This is a genomic window from Rhizobium sp. RAF56, from assembly GCF_052113965.1.
In the GTDB taxonomy this organism is placed as follows: domain Bacteria; phylum Pseudomonadota; class Alphaproteobacteria; order Rhizobiales; family Rhizobiaceae; genus Rhizobium.
Genome location: NZ_JBFRDU010000020.1, coordinates 55973 through 75138 on the forward strand (window position 1 = coordinate 55973; position 19166 = coordinate 75138).

General features: G+C 61.0%; 22 protein-coding genes and 1 other RNA gene. 14 read left to right on the forward strand and 9 right to left on the reverse strand.

The genetic code is table 11. From position 1 onward, the window contains the following. Window positions 1-46: 46 nt before the first annotated feature. On the reverse strand, window positions 47-553 hold the full coding sequence (locus AB4048_RS17655) for an SspB family protein (RefSeq protein ID WP_442203291.1): 507 nt from the start codon (window positions 551-553) through the stop codon (window positions 47-49). Window positions 554-675: 122 nt separating this feature from the next. Continuing rightward, window positions 676-1035, reverse strand: a transfer-messenger RNA (tmRNA) gene (ssrA, locus tag AB4048_RS17660). A gap of 140 nt (window positions 1036-1175) precedes the next feature. Here ssrA and AB4048_RS17665 point away from each other — a divergent pair. From AB4048_RS17665 to AB4048_RS17685, 5 genes are all read left to right on the forward strand, one after another. After that, window positions 1176-1970 carry a thymidylate synthase gene (locus AB4048_RS17665; protein WP_442203292.1) on the forward strand — a complete coding sequence of 265 codons (795 nt, stop codon included), beginning with the start codon at window positions 1176-1178 and terminating at the stop codon, window positions 1968-1970. A gap of 11 nt (window positions 1971-1981) precedes the next feature. Continuing rightward, complete coding sequence (locus AB4048_RS17670; RefSeq protein WP_442203293.1) at window positions 1982-2494, forward strand: dihydrofolate reductase; 513 nt, start codon at window positions 1982-1984, stop codon at window positions 2492-2494. Between the two features lie 181 nt (window positions 2495-2675). Next, the gene (gene hflK / locus AB4048_RS17675; RefSeq protein ID WP_442203294.1) at window positions 2676-3776 is read left to right on the forward strand and encodes an FtsH protease activity modulator HflK; all 1101 of its coding nucleotides are present in this window, start codon (window positions 2676-2678) and stop codon (window positions 3774-3776) included. After that, window positions 3776-4729 (forward strand): protease modulator HflC, encoded by a 954-nt coding sequence (gene hflC, locus AB4048_RS17680; RefSeq protein ID WP_442203295.1) that lies wholly within the window; start codon window positions 3776-3778, stop codon window positions 4727-4729. The genes hflK and hflC overlap by 1 nt, the downstream gene beginning before the upstream one ends. A 180-nt stretch (window positions 4730-4909) precedes the next feature. Then, window positions 4910-6601: a DegQ family serine endoprotease gene (locus tag AB4048_RS17685; RefSeq protein WP_442203296.1), complete on the forward strand. Its 1692-nt coding sequence runs from the start codon at window positions 4910-4912 to the stop codon at window positions 6599-6601. Window positions 6602-6639: 38 nt separating this feature from the next. Here AB4048_RS17685 and AB4048_RS17690 read toward each other — a convergent pair whose 3' ends face one another. The 4 genes from AB4048_RS17690 to serB all read right to left on the reverse strand — a co-directional run bounded on the left by AB4048_RS17690 (window position 6640) and on the right by serB (window position 8899). Continuing rightward, window positions 6640-7254, reverse strand: a complete 615-nt coding sequence (locus tag AB4048_RS17690) for a GNAT family N-acetyltransferase (RefSeq protein ID WP_442203297.1) — start codon at window positions 7252-7254, stop codon at window positions 6640-6642. A gap of 40 nt (window positions 7255-7294) precedes the next feature. Next, a complete protein-coding gene (locus AB4048_RS17695; protein ID WP_442203298.1) occupies window positions 7295-7609 on the reverse strand; it encodes a helix-turn-helix domain-containing protein in 315 nt (104 codons plus the stop codon). After that, the gene (locus AB4048_RS17700) at window positions 7606-7929 is read right to left on the reverse strand and encodes a type II toxin-antitoxin system RelE/ParE family toxin (RefSeq protein ID WP_442203299.1); all 324 of its coding nucleotides are present in this window, start codon (window positions 7927-7929) and stop codon (window positions 7606-7608) included. The genes AB4048_RS17695 and AB4048_RS17700 overlap by 4 nt, the downstream gene beginning before the upstream one ends. 79 nt (window positions 7930-8008) lie before the next feature. Beyond that, window positions 8009-8899: a phosphoserine phosphatase SerB gene (gene serB / locus AB4048_RS17705; RefSeq protein ID WP_442203300.1), complete on the reverse strand. Its 891-nt coding sequence runs from the start codon at window positions 8897-8899 to the stop codon at window positions 8009-8011. Here serB and miaA point away from each other — a divergent pair. Beyond that, window positions 8898-9794, forward strand: a complete 897-nt coding sequence (miaA, locus tag AB4048_RS17710) for a tRNA (adenosine(37)-N6)-dimethylallyltransferase MiaA (RefSeq protein ID WP_442203354.1) — start codon at window positions 8898-8900, stop codon at window positions 9792-9794. The genes serB and miaA overlap by 2 nt on opposite strands. A gap of 19 nt (window positions 9795-9813) precedes the next feature. Here the strand turns inward: miaA and AB4048_RS17715 are convergent, their stop codons facing one another. Next, window positions 9814-11802: an ATP-binding protein gene (locus AB4048_RS17715; RefSeq protein WP_442203301.1), complete on the reverse strand. Its 1989-nt coding sequence runs from the start codon at window positions 11800-11802 to the stop codon at window positions 9814-9816. Window positions 11803-12130: 328 nt separating this feature from the next. Here AB4048_RS17715 and AB4048_RS17720 point away from each other — a divergent pair, with 328 nt between their 5' ends. Beyond that, window positions 12131-13924, forward strand: a complete 1794-nt coding sequence (locus tag AB4048_RS17720) for an acetolactate synthase 3 large subunit (RefSeq protein WP_442203302.1) — start codon at window positions 12131-12133, stop codon at window positions 13922-13924. Between the two features lie 23 nt (window positions 13925-13947). Next, window positions 13948-14520, forward strand: a complete 573-nt coding sequence (gene ilvN / locus AB4048_RS17725; RefSeq protein ID WP_442203303.1) for an acetolactate synthase small subunit — start codon at window positions 13948-13950, stop codon at window positions 14518-14520. Window positions 14521-14552: 32 nt separating this feature from the next. On the opposite strand, the gene AB4048_RS17730 is transcribed toward ilvN, so the two are convergent. Beyond that, entirely contained in the window at window positions 14553-15398 is an 846-nt protein-coding gene (locus AB4048_RS17730; protein ID WP_442203304.1) for an aldo/keto reductase, read from the reverse strand. A gap of 71 nt (window positions 15399-15469) precedes the next feature. Between AB4048_RS17730 and AB4048_RS17735 the strand changes: the two genes are divergently transcribed. The 6 genes from AB4048_RS17735 (at window position 15470) to AB4048_RS17760 (ending at window position 18485) form a co-directional block, all read left to right on the forward strand. Next, window positions 15470-15739 (forward strand): AbrB/MazE/SpoVT family DNA-binding domain-containing protein, encoded by a 270-nt coding sequence (locus AB4048_RS17735; RefSeq protein ID WP_442203305.1) that lies wholly within the window; start codon window positions 15470-15472, stop codon window positions 15737-15739. Continuing rightward, window positions 15726-16091 (forward strand): type II toxin-antitoxin system PemK/MazF family toxin, encoded by a 366-nt coding sequence (locus tag AB4048_RS17740; protein ID WP_442203306.1) that lies wholly within the window; start codon window positions 15726-15728, stop codon window positions 16089-16091. Before AB4048_RS17735 ends, AB4048_RS17740 begins: the two co-directional genes overlap by 14 nt. Window positions 16092-16179: 88 nt before the next feature. After that, entirely contained in the window at window positions 16180-16773 is a 594-nt protein-coding gene (locus AB4048_RS17745; protein ID WP_442203307.1) for a LysE family translocator, read from the forward strand. Window positions 16774-16796: 23 nt separating this feature from the next. Next, window positions 16797-17441 carry a nitrile hydratase subunit alpha gene (nthA, locus tag AB4048_RS17750; protein WP_442203308.1) on the forward strand — a complete coding sequence of 215 codons (645 nt, stop codon included), beginning with the start codon at window positions 16797-16799 and terminating at the stop codon, window positions 17439-17441. Continuing rightward, complete coding sequence (nthB, locus tag AB4048_RS17755) at window positions 17438-18097, forward strand: nitrile hydratase subunit beta (protein WP_442203309.1); 660 nt, start codon at window positions 17438-17440, stop codon at window positions 18095-18097. Before nthA ends, nthB begins: the two co-directional genes overlap by 4 nt. 16 nt (window positions 18098-18113) lie before the next feature. Then, window positions 18114-18485 (forward strand): nitrile hydratase accessory protein, encoded by a 372-nt coding sequence (locus tag AB4048_RS17760; RefSeq protein ID WP_442203355.1) that lies wholly within the window; start codon window positions 18114-18116, stop codon window positions 18483-18485. Here the strand turns inward: AB4048_RS17760 and AB4048_RS17765 are convergent. Further along, the gene (locus AB4048_RS17765; RefSeq protein ID WP_442203310.1) at window positions 18482-19078 is read right to left on the reverse strand and encodes a hypothetical protein; all 597 of its coding nucleotides are present in this window, start codon (window positions 19076-19078) and stop codon (window positions 18482-18484) included. The genes AB4048_RS17760 and AB4048_RS17765 overlap by 4 nt on opposite strands. Between the last annotated feature and the right edge of the window lie 88 nt (window positions 19079-19166).

The window sequence follows — 19166 nt, forward strand, 5'->3', positions numbered from 1 at the left end:
TTCGACCTCTCAAAGTAAAAGGGGAAGCTCTCGCTTCCCCTCGGGGTCATTGCTTCTTGCGGAATGCGTCGAGCGAGACGACCGAGCCCGGCTTCTTCTCCTCGCCGTCCTTCGCAGTACTCTGTTCCTCGCCGCTTTCGACGCTCACGGGATATGCGGTAATTTCGCCGCCCGGCAATTCCACTTCTTCACCCAGCGGTACGTCGAACTCGAGTTCGAAATTCACCGAGGGATCGTAGAAGCCGCGAATGGCGTTGAATGGGATGACCAGCTTTTCCGGCACGTCTGAGAATGACAGGCCGATTTCGAAATGCGTTTCGGTGATCTTCAGTTCCCAGAACTGGTGCTGGATGACGATCGTCATCTGCTCCGGATATTTCGACTTCAGGAGCTGCGAGATGCGAACGCCCGGCGCGCCGGTCAGAAAAGTGATGAAGAAATGATGGTCGCCGGGGAGCCTTCCGGTGCTCGCGACTTCGGTCAAAACCTTGCGAATGACTCCGCGTAGCGCGTCCTGCGCCAGAATGTCGTAGCGGATATGGTCCTGCCCCATGCTTTCCTGTCCTTCGTTGGCCCTGTGCTTTTCGCAACGCTATATGCCATGCGAACGCTCGGGGAAACCCCCGTGGCACGAGTCATATCGGGCAGCATACATGATTTCGAAAAGGGAAAGAAGGTGAAGGCTTCTGTTGCCAGGTGCCTTCGGACCCCGCCTAGAGGTGCGACCCCCTAGGGCTTTATTTGAAGTGTCACACCGCGATTAAGCAGCGAGACGAGCTTCCGCATAGTTGTCATTTGCAACTACAATTTTAGCCCGATAACGGTGGTACAATGCCGAGCGAAAAGCCGATCTTTACACCCTTGTCGATCCTGTTTCGCCCCCATCAAAAGCCGGTCGGTCCGACCGGTTTTTGGTGGAGGCGCCGGGTACCGCCCCCGGGTCCAATAGGCTTATTACATCATCCGTTTATCGCCATAGCCGGCCCGAAGACCGGCACAGGTGATATAGTGTTTTCCAGAGCCCGTGGAAAGGGCATTCGTCACAAATGCATCATCGATTTCACAATCGCTCCATGGAAAGCGGGGGAGAAGCGCCAAAGCCGCCGTCAGATACGTTGGTTTTGCCAGCCATTGGCATTAAATAAACGTCTCAACTGGAATCGACGGCGGGCGCAATGAAGCAATATCTCGATCTCTTGAGCCATGTGATGGAGACCGGCACCGATCGCGGCGACCGGACGGGCACCGGAACGCGCTCGGTGTTCGGCTACCAGATGCGTTTCGACCTGTCGCAGGGCTTTCCGGTGCTTACGACGAAAAAGCTGCACCTGCGCTCGATCATCCATGAACTCCTCTGGTTTCTGAAGGGCGATACCAACATCGCCTATCTAAAGGAGAACGGCGTTTCGATATGGGACGAGTGGGCCGACGAAAACGGCGAACTCGGCCCGGTCTATGGCGCGCAGTGGCGCTCTTGGCCGACGCCCGACGGCGGCCATATCGACCAGATCGAGAAGCTGGTCGAGGGCATCAAGACCAATCCCAATTCGCGCCGCCATATCGTTTCGGCGTGGAACCCGGCCGAGGTCGACGAGATGGCGCTTCCGCCCTGCCATTGCCTGTTCCAGTTCTACGTGGCCGACGGCAGGCTTTCCTGCCAGCTCTACCAGCGTTCTGCGGATATTTTCCTGGGCGTACCCTTCAACATCGCCTCCTACGCGCTCCTGACCTTGATGGTCGCGCAGGTGACCGGGCTGAAGCCCGGCGATTTCGTCCACACGCTCGGCGACGCGCATCTCTACAAGAACCATTTCGATCAGGCGCGTATGCAACTGGCGCGTACGCCGAAGCCGTTGCCACGGATGCGCATCAATCCAGCGGTCAGGGATATCTTCTCGTTTCGCTATGAGGATTTCGAGCTCGTCGGCTACGAAGCGGACGCCAGTATCAAGGCGCCGATCGCCGTGTGAGACAAAGCGACATGACGGACATCAAGACGACCATCGTGGTCGCGGCTTCGAGAAACGGGATCATCGGCAGGGATGGCGACATGCCCTGGCGCCTATCGACGGATCTCAAGCGCTTCAAGGCGCTGACGATCGGCAAGCCTATCATCATGGGCCGCAAGACCTTTCAAGCGATCGGCAGGCCTTTGCCCGGGCGTCCGAATATCGTCATCACCCGCGATGAAAGCTTTGCCGCCGATGGCGTGGAGACGGCGCATTCGCTCGGAGCCGCGATCGATCGCGCACGCGGTCTCGCGCTAGAGAGCGGCGCGGACGAGATCTGCATCGTCGGCGGCGGCGAAATCTATCGCCAGGCGATCGCCATGGCCGACATTCTTCATGTGACGCACGTCGAGGCCGATGTCATCGGCGACACCTCATTTCCGGCGATCGATCCGGCAATCTGGGCCGCCGAAGGTGAGCTCGATGTCCCGCCTGGCGAAAAGGATACCTTTCCGACGCACTTTGTCACTTATCGCAGGCGCTGACGGGCGCGGCTCGGCACGTTGTCGCATTCGGCAAAAGCAACTATTTTTCAATAAAGCCAGATAAGTTCCTAAGGCTGCGTTGAAAGCGCAGGACGCGATACCTATAACGGAAGCAGTCATTGCCGCCCCGGGTTCAACGGAGGGCGGCGACGGGGAATGTGGCACCAGCGAAGAGGTTTTAATGCCCTGGAGCAATCAGAACGGCGGCGGCCCTTGGGGCGGCGGCGGCGGTAACAATCAAGGGCCTTGGGGGCAGGGACCGAACCGGCCGCGCGGCAGCGGCGGTCCTCCAGATCTCGAAGAGATGATCCGCCGTGGTCAGGATCGGCTGAGGGGCTTGGTACCTGGGGGTTTCAACGGCGGCGTTTTCCTGGTGATTGCGGGCGTCATCCTCGTGTTCTGGCTGTTTCAGTGCATCTATACCGTTCAGCCGGATGAGCGCGGCGTCGAGCTGCGGTTCGGCAAGCCCCGCAACGAAGTCTCGCTGCCCGGCCTGCACTTCCATTTCTGGCCTATGGACAAGGTTGAGATCGTCAAGGTCACGGAGCAGCAGCAGAACATCGGCGGGCGCTCCGGCTCTTCGTCGAGTTCCGGCCTGATGCTGACGGGCGACCAGAACATCGTCAACGTGCAGTTTTCCGTGCTGTTCACCGTGAGCGATCCACGGGCCTATCTCTTCAACGTAGAGAACCCGGCTGAAACGCTGCAGCAGGTCGCTGAAAGCGCCATGCGCGAGATCGTCGGGCGCCGCCCGGCTCAGGACGTTTTCCGCGACAATCGTCAGGTGGTCGCCGAAGAGGTGAAGGCGATCATTCAGGATACGATGGACCGCTACGGCTCGGGCATCTCCATCAACGCCGTGCCGATCGAGGATGCCTCGCCGCCGCGCGAAGTGGCCGATGCCTTCGACGAGGTGCAGCGTGCCAACCAGGACGAGGACCGTTTCGTCGAGGAGGCCAACCAGTACGCCAACCAGAAGCTCGGCCGTGCTCGAGGCGATGCCGCCCAGATCCGTGAAGAGGCCGCCGCCTACAAGGACCGCGTCGTGAAGGAAGCGCAAGGTGAAGCCCAGCGCTTCGTCTCGATCTACGACTCATATGCCAAGGCGCCGGACGTGACCCGCACTCGCCTGTTCCTGGAAACCATGGAATCCGTCTTGAAAAATTCGAACAAGATCGTCATCGACGACAAGCAGGGCGTTCTTCCGCTGCTGCCGCTGAACGATATCGGCAAAGCCGCGGCAGCCGCCGCCGCACAGCCGCAAGCGAAGGAGGTCAAGTGATGACGTCCAACCGTTTGCCGGCCATTCTGATTGCCGTGGGCATCGTGCTGCTTCTCGTCTATTCCTCGGTTTTCGTCGTCAACGCCCGCGAGCAGGCGATCGTTCTGCGGTTCGGACAGATCCGCGAAGTTCGCTCGGAGCCAGGGCTCTACTTCAAGCTGCCCTTCGCTTTCATGGACGCTGACCGCGTGCAGTATATCCAGGATCAGCAGCTGCGCTTCGATCTGGACAATATCCGTGTCCAGGTGTCGGGCGGCAAGTTCTACGAGGTGGACGCCTTCGTCGTCTACCGCATCAAGGATCCGCGCCGTTTCCGGGAAACCGTATCGGGCGATCGTGATGCCGCCGAATCGCGGCTTCGCACCCGCCTCGACGCTTCGCTGCGCCGCGTTTACGGTCTGCGTGGCTTCGAAGCCGCGCTTTCCAACGAGCGCGCGGAGATGATGGCCGAAGTGCGTGACGATCTGCATCGCGACGCCGAGACGCTCGGCCTCAACATCGAAGACGTCCGCATCCGCCGGACTGACCTGACGCAGGAAGTCTCGCAGCAGACCTATGAGCGTATGAAGGCCGAACGTCTTGCCGAGGCGGAGCTCATCCGCGCACGAGGCAATGAGGAAGGCCAGCGGCGCCGCGCCATCGCGGATCGCCAGGTGGTGGAACTCGTTGCCGATGCGCATCGCGATAGTGAGATCCTGCGCGGTGAAGGTGACGGCGAGCGCAACCGCGTCTTCGCGGATGCCTTCTCGCGGGATCCGGCTTTCTTCCAGTTCTATCGCTCGATGACGGCCTACGGACAGGCTCTGACGTCGCCGGGCACCACGCTGGTGCTGTCGCCGACCTCCGACTTCTTCCGTTATTTCAATAGCGCTGGGGGCTTGCCGGGCACGCCCGTGCCCGGCGCACCGGCGCTGGCCGCTCCCTCGGCCCCGGCGGCTCCCGCTGCCAACTGACCGACGGAAAGACTGTTTTTCCAAACGCAAGGGCCGCTCTTCGGGGCGGCCCTTGCTGCAAGTGGGTGGCTTAGAACGGTCGGGAGATCGCGCGGGAAATTCGCGAAAAGGTGATTTCGTCCTTCATCAATCCGCCGTATGTTCATGTTCAAAACCTCCCTTTCGATACGAGGAAATTTGATGGCTTCGACCATTCGCCCGACCTTGAGACGTTCGTTCGCCCTGCTTGCCGGCACAGTTCTCCTCGCCGGTCCATTGCTGAGCGGCGTCCAGGAGGCACGCGCGCAGTCGGCCGTTGCCGCACCGGGCGTACCGGCGCGGAACGAAATTCCCGTCGCGCCGCCACCACCCGCTGCACCGGCGCCGGTTCCGCCCTCGGGCACGACACCGGCAGCCCCCGCCGTACCCGGTGTATCGGCCGGCCCGGCTTCGGTGGCCGATCTCGCTGCCGGCCTTCTCGATGCCGTCGTCAATATCTCGACCTCGCAGAAAGTGAAGGACGAGGGCGCTGGCCCGGCTTCTCCGCGCGTGCCGGAAGGCTCTCCCTTCCAGGAGTTCTTCAACGATTTCTTCAAGGACAAGGGCGGCAAGAACAGCAACCGCAAGGTCAACTCGCTCGGCTCCGGCTTTGTCATCGATCCCTCGGGCTACATCGTCACCAACAACCACGTGATTGAAGGCGCCGACGACATCGAGGCGATCTTTCCGAACGGAACGAAGCTCAAGGCGAAGCTGATCGGCACCGACACCAAGACCGACCTTTCGGTGCTGAAGGTCGAGCCCAAGCAGCCGCTGACCGCGGTCAAGTTCGGCGATTCCAGCGCGATCCGCATCGGCGACTGGGTGATGGCGATCGGCAATCCCTTCGGCCTCGGCGGTTCGGTGACCGTCGGCATCGTCTCGGCGCGCGGGCGAAACATCAACGCCGGCCCCTATGACAACTTCATCCAGACGGACGCGGCGATCAACAAGGGCAATTCCGGGGGACCTCTGTTCAACATGAAGGGTGAGGTGATCGGCATCAACACGGCGATCATCTCGCCGAGTGGAGGCTCGATCGGCATTGGCTTCTCTGTGCCATCCGAACTCGCCGAAGGTGTCGTCAAGCAGCTCATGGATTTCGGCGAGACCCGACGCGGCTGGCTCGGCATTCGCATCCAGCCGGTAACCGACGATATCGCGGCAAGTCTCGGATTGAGTGGGGCCAAGGGCGCGCTCGTCGCCGGCATCATCAAGGGTGGGCCGGTCGACAACGGTTCGATCAAGGCAGGCGATGTGATCCTGAAATTCGACGGCAAGACGGTGGGTGAAGTCCGAGACCTGCCGCGCGCCGTGGCGGAAAGCCCTGTTGGCAAGGAGGTCGAAGTCGTCATCCTGCGCAACGGCAAGGAAGAGACCGTCAAAGTCACGCTCGGTCGCCTCGAAAACGATCAAGTGAAGGCTGATGGTTCGGACTCTGAACTCGTTCCCGACAGCGGCGTCCTCAATCCTAACGAGGGCGAAGGGGACGATCAGGCGACTAATCCGGATCAGCAGCAGGACGATCAGCAGCAGGCGCCTTCCGCCGAGGCGGCAAAGAGCATCCTGGGCATGAAGCTTTCCGCACTCGATGCTGAGAGCCGCAAATCCTTCGGCATCGCCGACAGCGTGGATGGCGTCGTGATTACCGACGTGACAAAGGGCTCGCCCGCTGCCGACAAGGGGCTAAAGCCCGGCGAGGTCATCGTCGAGGTGGCCCAGGAATTCATGCAGTCGCCAGGGGCTGTGTCGACGAAGGTCGCCGCCCTCAAGAAGGAAGGCCGCCGTAACGCCCAGATGATGATCGCTTCGGCGAACGGCGATCTGCGCTTCCTCGCCGTGCCGCTCAACTGAGCGGCGGGCACCCTCTAGCTTCGAAACACGTAAACGCTCTATCTGTTTGTTTTTACGCAATTCCGGACGGAAAACCGCGTCGCGGACGTGCTGCCGCCTTGTCGTTGCCATTCCACAGCGGTCAGGCGATAAAGCACATGACGCTTCAGGTGAGGGTGGCTATCGGGAACGCGGGGATGGTCGAAATCGCCGTTCCTATCGTGAAGCATGCCGATCCGCTTCATGACCGCGATCGAGGGGAGATTGTCCTTGACGGCGAAGGAGACGATCTCGTCGAAATCCAGCGTCTCGAAGCCATAGCGCAGCAGGGCGCTCGCCGCCTCGCTCGCCAGCCCTTGTCTCCAGTAACGCTTTGCAAGGCGCCAACTGATCTCGATCGTTCCCTGGCGGATAAAAGGCGCAAGATCGGTGCGCGCCAGGCCGCAGAAGCCCGCAACCTTGCCATCCGCTTTCAGCTCGATTGCGTAGAAACCGATTCCGGTTTCCTCAATAAGCGCTTGAATATAATCGAAAAGCTTCTCCGCTTCCTTGCGGTCGCGTCGCGCCGGAAAGAAGCGCATCACGTCCGGATCGGAATTGATTTCGAAGAAGAGATCGCGGTCTTCCTCGCGCCAGTTGCGGATGACGAGCCGGGGTGTTTCCAGGATGATCATGGGAAGGGCCGCTCAGGAGATTTCAACCAGGCTCGCGGTGCTACGAGGTCGACCGCTTCGATTTTGGCTTCTCGAAACGGATGCGCAATATAGTTCCTGTTGCTTCGGCAAAGCGCTGGAGGGTTCTCGTCGACGGCATGGAGCGCCCGCTTTCGAGCCGCGCGACGACCGCTTGCGTCGTGCCCATAGCCTGAGCAACCTCTTCTTGCGTCATCTCAGCTTCGGCGCGCGCCTTGATCAGAGCTTCCGCAAGCGCGAATTCCTCCTCGAGAGCGTCGTATGCCGCGATGTAGCCGGGCTCCTTTCGCCACTCTTCGAAGGCATTCCGGGCAAGAAGACTATCCTTCCTGTTCATCTGATCTCCTTTGCCTTCCTGAGAGCCATTTCGATCTCCCGGCGCGGCGTCTTCTGGGCTTTCTTCACGAAGACATGAACCACGACAACTCGTCTTTCGCTAACTGTCACATAGGCGGCGCGAGCGATCCCTTCGCGCCCCTGTAGTCGCATTTCCCACAACGGCCCCTCAAGATGTTTGACATAGGGTTCACGCATGGCAGAGATCCCGTGTTCCTCCATCAGATGCGCTATGCGCTCGAAGCGAGCCCGCATGTCCATGGGCAAGGCGAAAAGCGCGGATTTTACATCCGCATTCAGGAACTCGACCGTCCAATTCATGAAATATGCCAATTTTGCAATGATTTTCAATGCAAATTTTCTATATTCCCGGCTGTATTGTCAATCGCCTCAATTGCACCTAGGCCTTGATGAAATCCGCCTTGCGGTAGCCCTGGATGTAGAGAAGGGCAGACAGGTCGCCGTGGTTGATGCGCATCCTCGCCTGCGCGGCAACGGTGGGTTTGGCGTGAAGGGCGACGCCGGAGCCGGCGAGCTGGAGCATGCCGAGATCGTTGGCGCCGTCGCCGACGGCAAGCGCTTCGTCGGTGGAAATGCCGAGTTTGTCGGTGATGTCGTTAAGCGCGTCGACCTTGGCCTGCTTGCCGAGGATAGGCTCGGCGACCAGCCCTGTCAGGATGCCGTTGTCTTCCAAGAGGATATTGGCGCGGTTTTCGTCGAAGTCGAGCGTGGCGGCGATGCTGTTTGTGAAGACCGTGAAGCCGCCCGAGACGAGCGCCGTGTAGTAGCCCTTCGCCTTCATGGTCGCGATCAGTTCCGGGCCACCAGGTGTTAGCGTGATGCGCTTGGCGATCACCTCGTCGACGACCGAGAGCGGCAGTCCCTTGAGGAGGGCGACGCGCTCGCGCAACGCCGGCTCGAACTCGATCTCGCCGTTCATGGCGCGGGCGGTGATTGCCGCTACCTTCTCCTTCAGGCCGACTTCGGCGGCGAGCTCGTCGATGCATTCCTGGCCGATCATCGTCGAATCCATGTCGGCGATCAGCAGTTTCTTGCGGCGGGTCTCGGCATCCTGGACGACGAGATCGACCGGCAGGTTGCCGATCGCGGCGAGGATGGTTGCCTCGGCTGCGGAAAGGTCGCTACCGTCCCGAAGCGCCAGATCACAGGCCACGCCGTCGGCCAGCCAGTAGAGCCCCGACGCTTTCACGGCCTCTGCGGCCTGTTCGGCGAGCGCAGGCGAAAGAACAGGGTTTGACGGATTGGCGATAAGCGTGGCAACGAAGGCCATGATGGGAAATCCTGAAAACGATATCGACGCGATCCTGATAACCGGGCCGACCGCGAGCGGCAAGTCCGCTTTGGCGATCGAGTTGGCGCGCCGCCACGGCGGCGTGGTCGTGAATGCCGACAGCATGCAGGTCTACGATACCCTGCGCATTCTGACGGCACGGCCATCGCACGAAGAGATGCAGGGCATTCCGCACCATCTTTACGGCCATGTCCCGGCCGGAAAGTCCTACTCCACCGGGGAATGGCTGCGTGAGGCGCAGGTGCTGGTCCAGGATTTGCGGGCGCAGGGGCGAATGCCTGTCTTCGTTGGCGGCACCGGTCTCTATTTCAAGGCGCTGACCGGCGGGCTTTCCGACATGCCGCCCATTCCGGCATCCGTGCGTGCGCGACTGCGCGAGCGCCTGACGGGCGAGGGTGCCGAGGTCCTGCACAAAGAGCTTGCTGATCGAGACGCCGCCATGGCCGAAAGCCTCAATCCGCAGGACGGCCAGCGCATCGTGCGGGCCCTGGAGGTGCTGGAGACGACCGGCCGTTCCATCGCGGCGTTTCATGGCCGCCGTGGTCCTGTCGTCATCGAGCCCGCCCGTGCGCGAAAGGTCGTCGTCCTCCCCGATCGCGACGTACTGCATGCGCGTATCAATGCGCGCTTCGAGAAGATGCTGGCGATAGGCGCCGAGGACGAGGTTCGCGCTTTGCTGGCGCTTCGGCTGAACGGGGACATGCCGGTCATGAAGGCGATAGGTGTCTCGCAGATTGCCGCGATGCTGAAGGGTGAGATCGGCCGCGAGGACGTGATCGAGACGAGCGCTGCAGCGACCCGCCAATATGCCAAGCGTCAGATGACCTGGTTCCGCAATCAGATGGACGAGAGCTGGGAGCGGATCAAACCGTAGCTGCCCCGACGCAGGCACTTCAATCCTTGTTGTAGAGGCTGCTGAGCGGCTTCTTCAGGATGCTGTCACGCAGCGACGGCCGTTCCAACGGCGGTGCACCTGAGGCTTCCTGGCGGCGAAGATCGGCAAGCCTTTCCTCGATCGACGTCGATCGCGCAGCGCCGAAGATTGGACCGCCGGCCGGGCGCGGCAGCATGTCCGGCCGATAAGGTTCGATTGGAGTGGCATCCGCCACGCCCATCGGGGACGAAGGGGGCTCCCTATCATCTTCTTCCTCGTATCCCGCCAACGCATCGGATCCCACCGCCGCAGCCGCGGAGTAGCTTTGCTGGAAAGAGGAAATATCGGGACCTGACGCCGATCGCATGCGGCTGACGATGGTGCGAAGATCGGCGATGCGGGACGTCTCGTCCATGTCTCTCTCGATCGCACCGCTTTGCGCTTTCGGCAAAAGACTTTGCTCGACGCGGGCAAAGCGCATGCGCATCGGCACGGGAATGGCCTCGCCGAAGGCTATCGCCTCGCCATTGCCGATGGATGAGAGAAAACTGGTTGTCGAGATGGACGAGTTCGGAATGGCCGAGCGGATGATTTCCTGGTCGTGCTCGTTGGCAAGCCGCATTGCGAACACCGTGGAGCACTGCGAAAGGATGGTCTGGTCCAGCTCGCCTGGACGCTGGGTGATGATACCGAGCGAGGCGCCGTATTTGCGGCCTTCCTTGGCGATGCGGGCGATCGCCTGCCGGGTCGGGAAGAAGCCGAGCGTGGGATCCGAAGGAATATAGCGGTGCGCCTCTTCGCAGACGACGAGCATGTGGATCGCTCCGTCGCTCCAGAGCGCCAGTTCGAAGGCCATGCGGCAGAGCACGGAAGCGACCGAATTGACCACTTCCGAGGGGATGCCTGACAGCTGGAAAGTGCAGATCGGCCGATCGTCGCCGGGAATGCGGAAGATATGCGCGATCGTCTCCATGATCGTGTCGCTGATCGTATTGTTGGAGAACATGAAGTGATAGCGCGGGTCGTTGATCGCCGAGGCGATGCGGATTTTCAAGGCGCGAAGATAGGGCTTCTCCTGCCGGCCCTCGAGGCGGCCAATACGCTCGTCGATGAGCGCCAAGAGATCGGCGATGCGATAAGGGACCGGAGTGTCCGCCGTGATCGAGCTTTTCTCGCTCTGTCGCCGCATTTGCGGCGTGTCGCCGCCGCGAAATGCGCGCTTGGCTTCCGGGATGATATCGCGCAGCAGGTCGAGCTCGTCCGCACTCGGCGAACGCCCGCGGAAGATCACCTCCATGAATTCCTCAAGCCGCATCAGCCAAAAAGGCAGGTCGAGCGTTTCGGTGTCGATCACCACCGAATGCTGCGGGAATGCGGCGGCGAACTCGTTGTGCGGGTCGAGAATGAGAACGCGTAGCTTGGGATCCGCACTGATCGCCTTATGCAGGAGCAGCGAGACGGCGGTCGATTTGCCGACGCCGGTCGAGCCGACGACCGCGAAATGTCGAGACAGCATGGAAGGAACATGGATCGTTGCGTCGATGTCTTCGTCCTGCGTCAGCGTGCCGACGACGCAAGTGTCGCGCAGTCCGGAATCGTAGATGCGTTTCAGGTCGCTGACACGGATCCTGTGGGCGATGGCGCCGAGATAGGGGTAGCGCGATATGCCCGTCGAGAACTCCTCGCTGCCGTCTGGTTTGACGCGGACCTCGCCGAGTAGTTCCACCTCGATCCGGAAGAGGTTGTCTTCTCCTTCACCCCAGACGTTGCCGTTGGTGGTCATCGCATAGACGAGGGCCGCTATTCTGTTGCCGCCAACGTTGATGGAGATCAGCCGGCCGACCGACCAGAGCTCGGTCAGCTCCGTGGCACCTTCGGCAGCAGTTGCCGCAATCGTTGCCCGCGATCCGCTGCAGGCGACGACACGGCCGAGGAATCGGTTGCCCGGTGTCAGTTGGTCGCGGCGATCCGATGGATTGCTGTCGTGGCTCTGCGAGTTGTGCGGCAAACGAACTACTCCTGCTAATATACTAGACAATAGAACGTGCTACTTAACAAACCCCTTTCAGCTTTCCCCTCGACGCGGCGGGCATTGGGGCAGGGTGCGGTTTTTTATTGCGGTACGCGTTGACGTTACGAAATTTTCTGTCTATCAATTCCGGCCATGATGATTTCGACGGTTCTTATCGTGGTGGGAAGGCGCATGGGCAGGATGGTGTAACCATCCGGCGATAGCCACCCATGCGCTAAACGACAGGCTCCCCAAGGAGCCTTTTTTTATGCCCGAAATCGGGCTCAAGCTTTCGGCACAATCAGCACATAGTGGAAACAATGGAATGACCGGCACAGACAACCAGACGAACGGCAATCGAATGACGGGAGCGGAGATCGTTCTGCAGGCGCTCAGGGACAACGGCGTCGAGCACATCTTCGGATATCCGGGCGGCGCCGTGCTGCCGATCTATGACGAGATCTTCCAACAGGACGACATCAAGCACATCCTCGTTCGCCACGAGCAGGGTGCTGGCCACGCCGCCGAAGGCTATGCGCGCTCGACCGGCAAGGTCGGCGTCATGCTGGTCACGTCCGGTCCGGGTGCCACAAACGCGGTGACGCCGCTTCAGGATGCGCTGATGGACAGCATTCCGCTGGTCTGCCTGAGCGGTCAGGTGCCGACCACGCTCATCGGTTCCGACGCCTTCCAGGAATGCGATACGGTCGGCATCACGCGGCCTTGCACGAAGCACAACTGGCTGGTGAAGGACGTCAACGAGCTTTCCCGCGTCATCCACGAGGCCTTCCGCATCGCCAAGAGCGGCCGTCCGGGACCGGTCGTCGTCGATATTCCGAAGGACATCCAGTTCGCCACCGGCACCTATACGCCACCGGAGGCCAATACGATCCAGAAGAGCTATCAGCCGAAGGTTCAGGGAGACATCAACAAGATCTCGGCCGCGATCGAACTGATGGCCAACGCCCGCCGGCCGGTCTTCTATACCGGCGGTGGCGTCGTCAACTCCGGCCCGGAAGCCTCCCGGCTGTTGCGCGAGCTGGTCGAACTCACGGACTTCCCGATCACCTCGACGCTGATGGGCCTTGGCTGCTATCCGGCCTCGGGCAAGAACTGGCTCGGCATGCTGGGCATGCACGGCTCCTATGAGGCCAACATGGCGATGCACGATTGCGACGTCATGGTCTGCGTCGGCGCCCGTTTCGACGACCGCATCACCGGCCGTCTCAATGCGTTTTCGCCGAATTCGAAAAAGATCCACATCGACATCGATCCGTCGTCGATCAACAAGAACGTCCACACCGACGTCGGCATTCTGGGCGATATCGGCAACGTGCTGGAAGACATGGTTCGGCTCTGGCGGGCGCAGCCCAAGAAACCCGAGAAGGCGCAGACCGCCGAATGGTGGACGAGCATCGACCGCTGGCGGGCGCGCAATTCCTTCGCCTATAAGCCGCATGATGACGTCATCATGCCGCAATATGCCATTCAGCGGCTCTACGAGCTCACCAAGCACCGCGATACCTACATCACGACGGAAGTCGGCCAGCATCAGATGTGGGCAGCGCAGTTCTTCGGCTTCGAACAGCCGAACCGCTGGATGACCTCGGGTGGCCTTGGCACCATGGGCTACGGCCTGCCGGCAGCGCTCGGCGTGCAGATCGCGCACCCGGAAAGCCTGGTCATCGACATTGCCGGCGATGCCTCGATCCAGATGTGCATCCAGGAGATGTCGACGGCGATCCAACACAGCGCCCCGATCAAGATCTTCATCCTCAACAACCAGTACATGGGCATGGTGCGGCAATGGCAGCAGCTGCTGCATGGCAACCGGCTGTCGCATTCCTACACCGAGGCGATGCCGGACTTCGTCAAGCTGGCGGAGGCGTACGGCGCCGTCGGTCTGCGCTGCGAGAAGCCGGGCGATCTGGACGGCGCGATCCAGGAGATGATCGACGTCAAGATGCCTGTCATCTTCGATTGCCGCGTCGCCAATCTCGCCAACTGCTTCCCGATGATCCCCTCCGGCAAGGCGCACAACGAGATGCTCTTGCCCGACGAGGCGACCGACGAAGCCGTCGCCAATGCGATCGACGCCAAGGGCCGGCAGCTGGTCTAACCCATACGGAAACGGACAGAACAATGAACGCACACCTTCAACCCACCGGCTCAGCCTATTTCATCTCCCCCGAGACGGCGGCGGCCGAGAGCCATACGCTCTCCGTTCTCGTCGACAACGAACCGGGCGTCCTTGCGCGCGTGATCGGCCTCTTCTCTGGCCGCGGCTACAACATCGAGAGCCTGACCGTATCGGAAACCGAGCATCAGGCGCACCTTTCGCGGATCACGGTCGTGACGCGCGGTACGCCGCAGGTGTTGGAACAGATCAAGGCTCAGCTCGAGCGCATCGTTCCGGTCCACCGCGTGGTCGACCTGACGGTTCGGGCGCGCGAGCTGGGGCAGGAACGGCCGATCGAACGCGAAGTCGCCCTCATCAAGGTCGTCGGTGCGGGGGAAACGCGCGCCGAAACGCTCCGTCTGGCCGACGCCTTTCATGCCAAGGTGGTCGACGCTACCGTCGAGCACTTCATTTTGGAGATTACTGGCAAGTCGTCGAAGATCGATCAGTTCGTCGCGATCATCAAGCCGCTCGGCCTGCTCGAAGTCTGTCGCACCGGCATCGCAGCGATGAACCGCGGTCCGCAAGGCATGTAGTTCGTCGGGCAATTGTTTTTGGAGCTGCTGGATCAGATCATTTCCAGCGGCTTTTTTCGTGTCGGTGGCGCAAAGGCTGCATCGAGGGCGACGCGGTCGGCTGCTGTCAGTTGGATCGACGCCGCTTCGCGATTTTCGCGGACGCGATCGGGGTGCGCCGATTTCGGAATGGCGATGACGCCCTCCTGGGCGATAATAAAGGCCAGCGCCACCTGCGTCGGCGTTGCCTGATGCGCCTTGGCGACATGAATGAGGGTGGGATGGTGGGCGAGCCGTCCCTGCTCGATCGGCGAATAGGCCATGATCGGGATGCCGCGTTGCCGGCACCAGGGCATGAGCTCGAACTCTATGCCGCGGCGAGCGAGATTGTAGAGCACTTGATTTGCAGCGACGTTACCGCCGCCGGGCACGGCCAACAATTCCTCCATGTCGGCGGTGTCGAAGTTCGAAACGCCCCAGGCCGCGATCTTGCCGTCGGCCTGCAGGCGCTCGAAGGCGGCGACGGTTTCGGCAAGCGGATGGCTGCCGCGCCAGTGGAGAAGATAGAGGTCCAGCCGATCTGTCTTCATCCGGCTCAAGCTGCGCTCGCAAGCTTCGATCGTGCCAGCGCGACTGGCGTTCCACGGATAAACCTTGCTGACGAGAAAAACGTTGTCCCGCCGGCCATTGATTGCCTTGCCAACGACTGTTTCGGCGCCGCCGTCGGCATACATCTCAGCCGTGTCGATCAGCGTCATGCCAAGGTCGAGCCCGGTCGTGAGGCTCTTCACCTCATCGTCGGCGCGGGCCTCGGTCTCGCCCATGTTCCAGGTCCCCAGTCCGAGCACCGGCACGGTGACGCCTGAGGGAAGAGCGACGTTGGCAAGAGGATTGCTCATCTCTATCCTCCTTGGTTGCCGCTAATTTGCGAACACCAACAAATGATATACAGTGTATATCAGAGGTGACCATGATGAAAGCTACGGTTTCCAGATGGGGAAACAGCATCGCCATCCGCTTGCCGAAATCGGTGACGGAGGCAATGCATCTGCGCGAAGGCGATGTTGTCGATATCAGCGTCGACAACGGGCGGGGCAGTTTTGAGAAGCAGGGCATAAGGCTCGCACCACCGTTGGACGAGATGATCGCGGAAATGGATCGGCTGGGTTGGGAGAACGAACCGGCGACAGTTGATTGGGGACCGGACGTCGGCTCGGAACGCGTCTATGATCGAGAGTGAAGTCTTTCCCTCGGCAGGGGACATTTACCTGGCAAATCTCGATCCGACGAAGGGAAGCGAGCAAGCTGGAACGCGGCCGGTCATCATCATCTCCGCGCAAGCGATGAACCAGCGATCGCTGCGTGTGCTCGTCTGTCCGATCACAGGCAACATGCAGCCGTGGGCGACCAAGCTTGCCTTGCCCGATAACCTCAAGACGCGCGGCATGGTGCAGACCGACCAAATTCGTTCGATCGACAAGAGCGAGCGGCTGCTGCGTCGCATCGAGGCAACGCCGCATGCGTATTTGCTCACCGTCCGCAGCTATGTCGGCCGTCTCCTCGATCTCGAGGTTCCCTTCGAAAGCCGCTGAAATCGTCATGTCACCATGACAATTCAAGGCTGCTTTTTCCCTCGGCTCAATGGTATGCAGCGACACGGTTCGCCTGAAGGAAACAATCATGCCGCTGGATACGTTTCTGGCCCTCGTACTATTTGCGTTTACGACATCGATCACGCCTGGTCCGAACAACATGATGTTGTTTGCCTCCGGCGTGAATTTCGGCTTCCGCAGGACGATCCCGCACATGCTCGGCATCGGCGCGGGATTTCTGTCGCTGCTGCTCGCCGTCGGCCTTGGGCTTGGCGCGGTCCTGCACACCATGCCGCTCGTCTATCTCACGCTGAAATTTGCCGGCGGGGTCTATCTCGTCTGGATCGCCTGGAAGATCGCCACGTCCCGGTCGCTCAGCGAAAAGGAAAGCGGCGCGCGGCCGATGTCCTTTGCGGCGGCCGCCGCCTTCCAGTGGGTCAATCCAAAAGCCTGGGTCATGGCCGTCACCGCGATGGCGACCTACACTATCCCGCAGCTCTATCTGGTAAGCGTACTGATTGTCGGCGGCGCCTTTGCCGCGGTCAATGTGCCGAGCGTTTCGACTTGGGCCGGGTTTGGGTCCGCGCTGCGCGACTGGCTTTCTCATCCCGTCAGGCTGAAATGGTTCAACATCACCATGGCTCTATTGCTGGTGCTTAGCCTGTGGCCGATGCTAAAGTAGGCTCAGCACGCGGGGAGGCTGCCATGTCGCATAGTCACCACCACGATGATCACGATCATCACCACGAGCACGACAACCGTTATTCCGACATGCAGGCAAGGGTGAAGGCGCTCGAGACGCTGCTTGCGGAGAAGGGGCTCATCGACCCGGCGGCGATCGATGCGATCGTCGAGACCTATGAGACGAAGATCGGGCCACGCAACGGCGCGGCCGTGGTGGCGAAGGCCTGGAGCGATCCGGATTTCGCCGAATGGCTGAAGCAGGACGCGACGGACGCGATCGCCAGCCTCGGTTTCACCGGCAGACAGGGCGAGCATATGCGTGCCGTGTTCAATACGCCCGACACCCACAATCTGGTCGTCTGCACGCTCTGCTCCTGCTATCCGTGGTCGGTTCTTGGCCTGCCACCGGTCTGGTACAAGGCGCCCGCCTACCGCTCGCGCGCCGTCATCAATCCTCGTGCTGTTTTAGAGGAATTCGGCCTAACGTTGCCTAGCACAAAGAAAATCCGCGTCTGGGATTCCACGGCGGAATTGCGTTATCTGGTGATACCCGAAAAGCCCGCGGGTACCGAGGCTATGGACGAGGCGCAACTGGCAGCGCTCGTCAGCCGCGATGCGATGATCGGCACCGCCATTGCCGGCCAACCATCGGAGGAGACGGCATGAACGGGCCGCACGATCTCGGCGGGCAGATGGGCTTCGGTCCGGTTGCGCCCGAACCCAACGAGCCGGTTTTCCATTCCGATTGGGAAAAGCGCGCGCTCGGCCTCACGCTTTCCTGCGGTGCCTTCGGCTACTGGAACATCGACGAAAGCCGGCATGCGCGCGAAAGCATTCCGCCGGCCGACTATCTCGCGGCGAGCTACTACGAAATCTGGATGCGGGGTCTCGAGACACTGCTGGTGCGCCATGGCTTTGCGACGGGCGAGGAGCTGACCACTGGTCGCTCATTGCTGCAGGGAACCGCACCAAAGCGCGTTTTGAAGGCGGACATGGTGCCGGGCGTGCTTGCCAAGGGCGGACCCTGCGACCGGCCGCTTGATATGCAGCCGCGATTTGCCGTCGGCGAGGGCGTGCGAACGAAAAACTTCAATCCGACGACGCATACGCGCCTGCCGCGCTATGCGCGCGCCAAGGCGGGCGTGATCGAGGCGGTGCAGGGATCGTTCGTTTTCCCCGACGACAACGCCCATGGCAAGGGCGAAAATCCGCAATGGCTCTACACCGTCACATTCGAGGGATCTGAAATCTGGGGTGAGGGCGCCGACCCAACGCTCACCGTCTGCATCGACGCCTGGGAGAGCTATCTTGAGCGTCTGTGATGCGGCGTTGCCGCTGATGGAGTCGCCACTCCTGCCGAAATCGGCGGACGGCGAACCGGTCTTCCCCGAGCCATGGGCGGCGGAGGCCTTCGCGATAACAGTGCATCTGCGCGCGCGCGGCGTGTTCAGCTGGGGTGAATGGGCCGAGCAACTGTCGGTGCAAGTGCACAAGCCCGGCCGTGCCGAGGACGGCAGTGACTACTATGATTGCTGGGTCGCCGCGCTCTCGGCGCTGCTGGTCGACAAAGGGATCGCCGGCGCCGACGACATCCTGGCTCTCCAGCATAGCTGGCAGCGGGCGGCGGAAGCCACGCCGCACGGCAAGCCGATCGTCATCCAGAATGACCCCCAGCGCTCCCCTGAGAAGGGCGCTGGCAACCAGGGCTAGGATGCTGTGATCTTGGTGCCGTTTCTGTTGAGGTACATGGCTGCGATAACTGCGGCAGAGCACAATATCAGGGCGATTGGGTTCAAGAGCGTCGTCAGATTGTAGTTTTCCGTGGCAAAGATCGAAAGAGCGTATTGCACGATCGCAATGGCATAGAAAACGATGCTGTCTTCGGTCGGGCGCGCAAGCGCCTTGCGAAAGATCATATGGAAAGCGGCGATGTCGACCAACGTTATGATGATGACCGCAAACAACGGATCCTGCGTATAGAACCACAGCGGCAGGGCCGCCAGCGCCGCGACAAGCGTCCAGATGTCTCGCTTCGAGATGTACTTTACGTCGGCGCGAAGAGACAGGCCAACAACGACGAAACAGAGTACGGCGACCATCCCCATAGCCCAGGCGCCCGGTCCCGCACCCGCGGACCACTGCGCCGTTGCAACGATTGCAGCGCCGATGCCCCAGATAGAGTAAGAGAAAACATGTGGGTGTAGCTCGCCGGAATAGGTTCTCCAGCTATAAGGGCCATACTGGAGAAGGGTGACGAGCAAGGACGCTATGCCGAATATCTCGCTCTGGCCGAACTGCGACATGAGGCTTTCTCCACACTCGTGGTATGAAGGCAACCATACCGGGAGTATGTCGTCAACGCCTCGTGAGTATATTTGTCATTTGCAGGGG

Bases quoted from the DNA above. Each gene is read 5' to 3' on its own strand.
- AB4048_RS17735 (WP_442203305.1), top strand. From the start codon at position 15,470: ATGATGAAAGCTACGGTTTCCAGATGGGGAAACAGCATCGCCATCCGC.
- AB4048_RS17665 (WP_442203292.1), top strand. From the start codon at position 1,176: ATGAAGCAATATCTCGATCTCTTGAGCCATGTGATGGAGACCGGCACC.
- nthA (WP_442203308.1), top strand. From the start codon at position 16,797: ATGTCGCATAGTCACCACCACGATGATCACGATCATCACCACGAGCAC.
- AB4048_RS17655 (WP_442203291.1), bottom strand. From the start codon at position 553: ATGGGGCAGGACCATATCCGCTACGACATTCTGGCGCAGGACGCGCTA.
- AB4048_RS17765 (WP_442203310.1), bottom strand. From the start codon at position 19,078: ATGTCGCAGTTCGGCCAGAGCGAGATATTCGGCATAGCGTCCTTGCTC.
- hflK (WP_442203294.1), top strand. From the start codon at position 2,676: ATGCCCTGGAGCAATCAGAACGGCGGCGGCCCTTGGGGCGGCGGCGGC.
- nthB (WP_442203309.1), top strand. From the start codon at position 17,438: ATGAACGGGCCGCACGATCTCGGCGGGCAGATGGGCTTCGGTCCGGTT.
- AB4048_RS17760 (WP_442203355.1), top strand. From the start codon at position 18,114: ATGGAGTCGCCACTCCTGCCGAAATCGGCGGACGGCGAACCGGTCTTC.
- serB (WP_442203300.1), bottom strand. From the start codon at position 8,899: ATGGCCTTCGTTGCCACGCTTATCGCCAATCCGTCAAACCCTGTTCTT.
- AB4048_RS17720 (WP_442203302.1), top strand. From the start codon at position 12,131: ATGACCGGCACAGACAACCAGACGAACGGCAATCGAATGACGGGAGCG.
- AB4048_RS17690 (WP_442203297.1), bottom strand. From the start codon at position 7,254: ATGATCATCCTGGAAACACCCCGGCTCGTCATCCGCAACTGGCGCGAG.
- miaA (WP_442203354.1), top strand. From the start codon at position 8,898: ATGATGGGAAATCCTGAAAACGATATCGACGCGATCCTGATAACCGGG.
- AB4048_RS17700 (WP_442203299.1), bottom strand. From the start codon at position 7,929: ATGAATTGGACGGTCGAGTTCCTGAATGCGGATGTAAAATCCGCGCTT.
- hflC (WP_442203295.1), top strand. From the start codon at position 3,776: ATGACGTCCAACCGTTTGCCGGCCATTCTGATTGCCGTGGGCATCGTG.
- AB4048_RS17730 (WP_442203304.1), bottom strand. From the start codon at position 15,398: ATGAGCAATCCTCTTGCCAACGTCGCTCTTCCCTCAGGCGTCACCGTG.
- AB4048_RS17740 (WP_442203306.1), top strand. From the start codon at position 15,726: ATGATCGAGAGTGAAGTCTTTCCCTCGGCAGGGGACATTTACCTGGCA.
- AB4048_RS17670 (WP_442203293.1), top strand. From the start codon at position 1,982: ATGACGGACATCAAGACGACCATCGTGGTCGCGGCTTCGAGAAACGGG.
- AB4048_RS17685 (WP_442203296.1), top strand. From the start codon at position 4,910: ATGGCTTCGACCATTCGCCCGACCTTGAGACGTTCGTTCGCCCTGCTT.
- AB4048_RS17745 (WP_442203307.1), top strand. From the start codon at position 16,180: ATGCCGCTGGATACGTTTCTGGCCCTCGTACTATTTGCGTTTACGACA.
- AB4048_RS17695 (WP_442203298.1), bottom strand. From the start codon at position 7,609: ATGAACAGGAAGGATAGTCTTCTTGCCCGGAATGCCTTCGAAGAGTGG.
- ilvN (WP_442203303.1), top strand. From the start codon at position 13,948: ATGAACGCACACCTTCAACCCACCGGCTCAGCCTATTTCATCTCCCCC.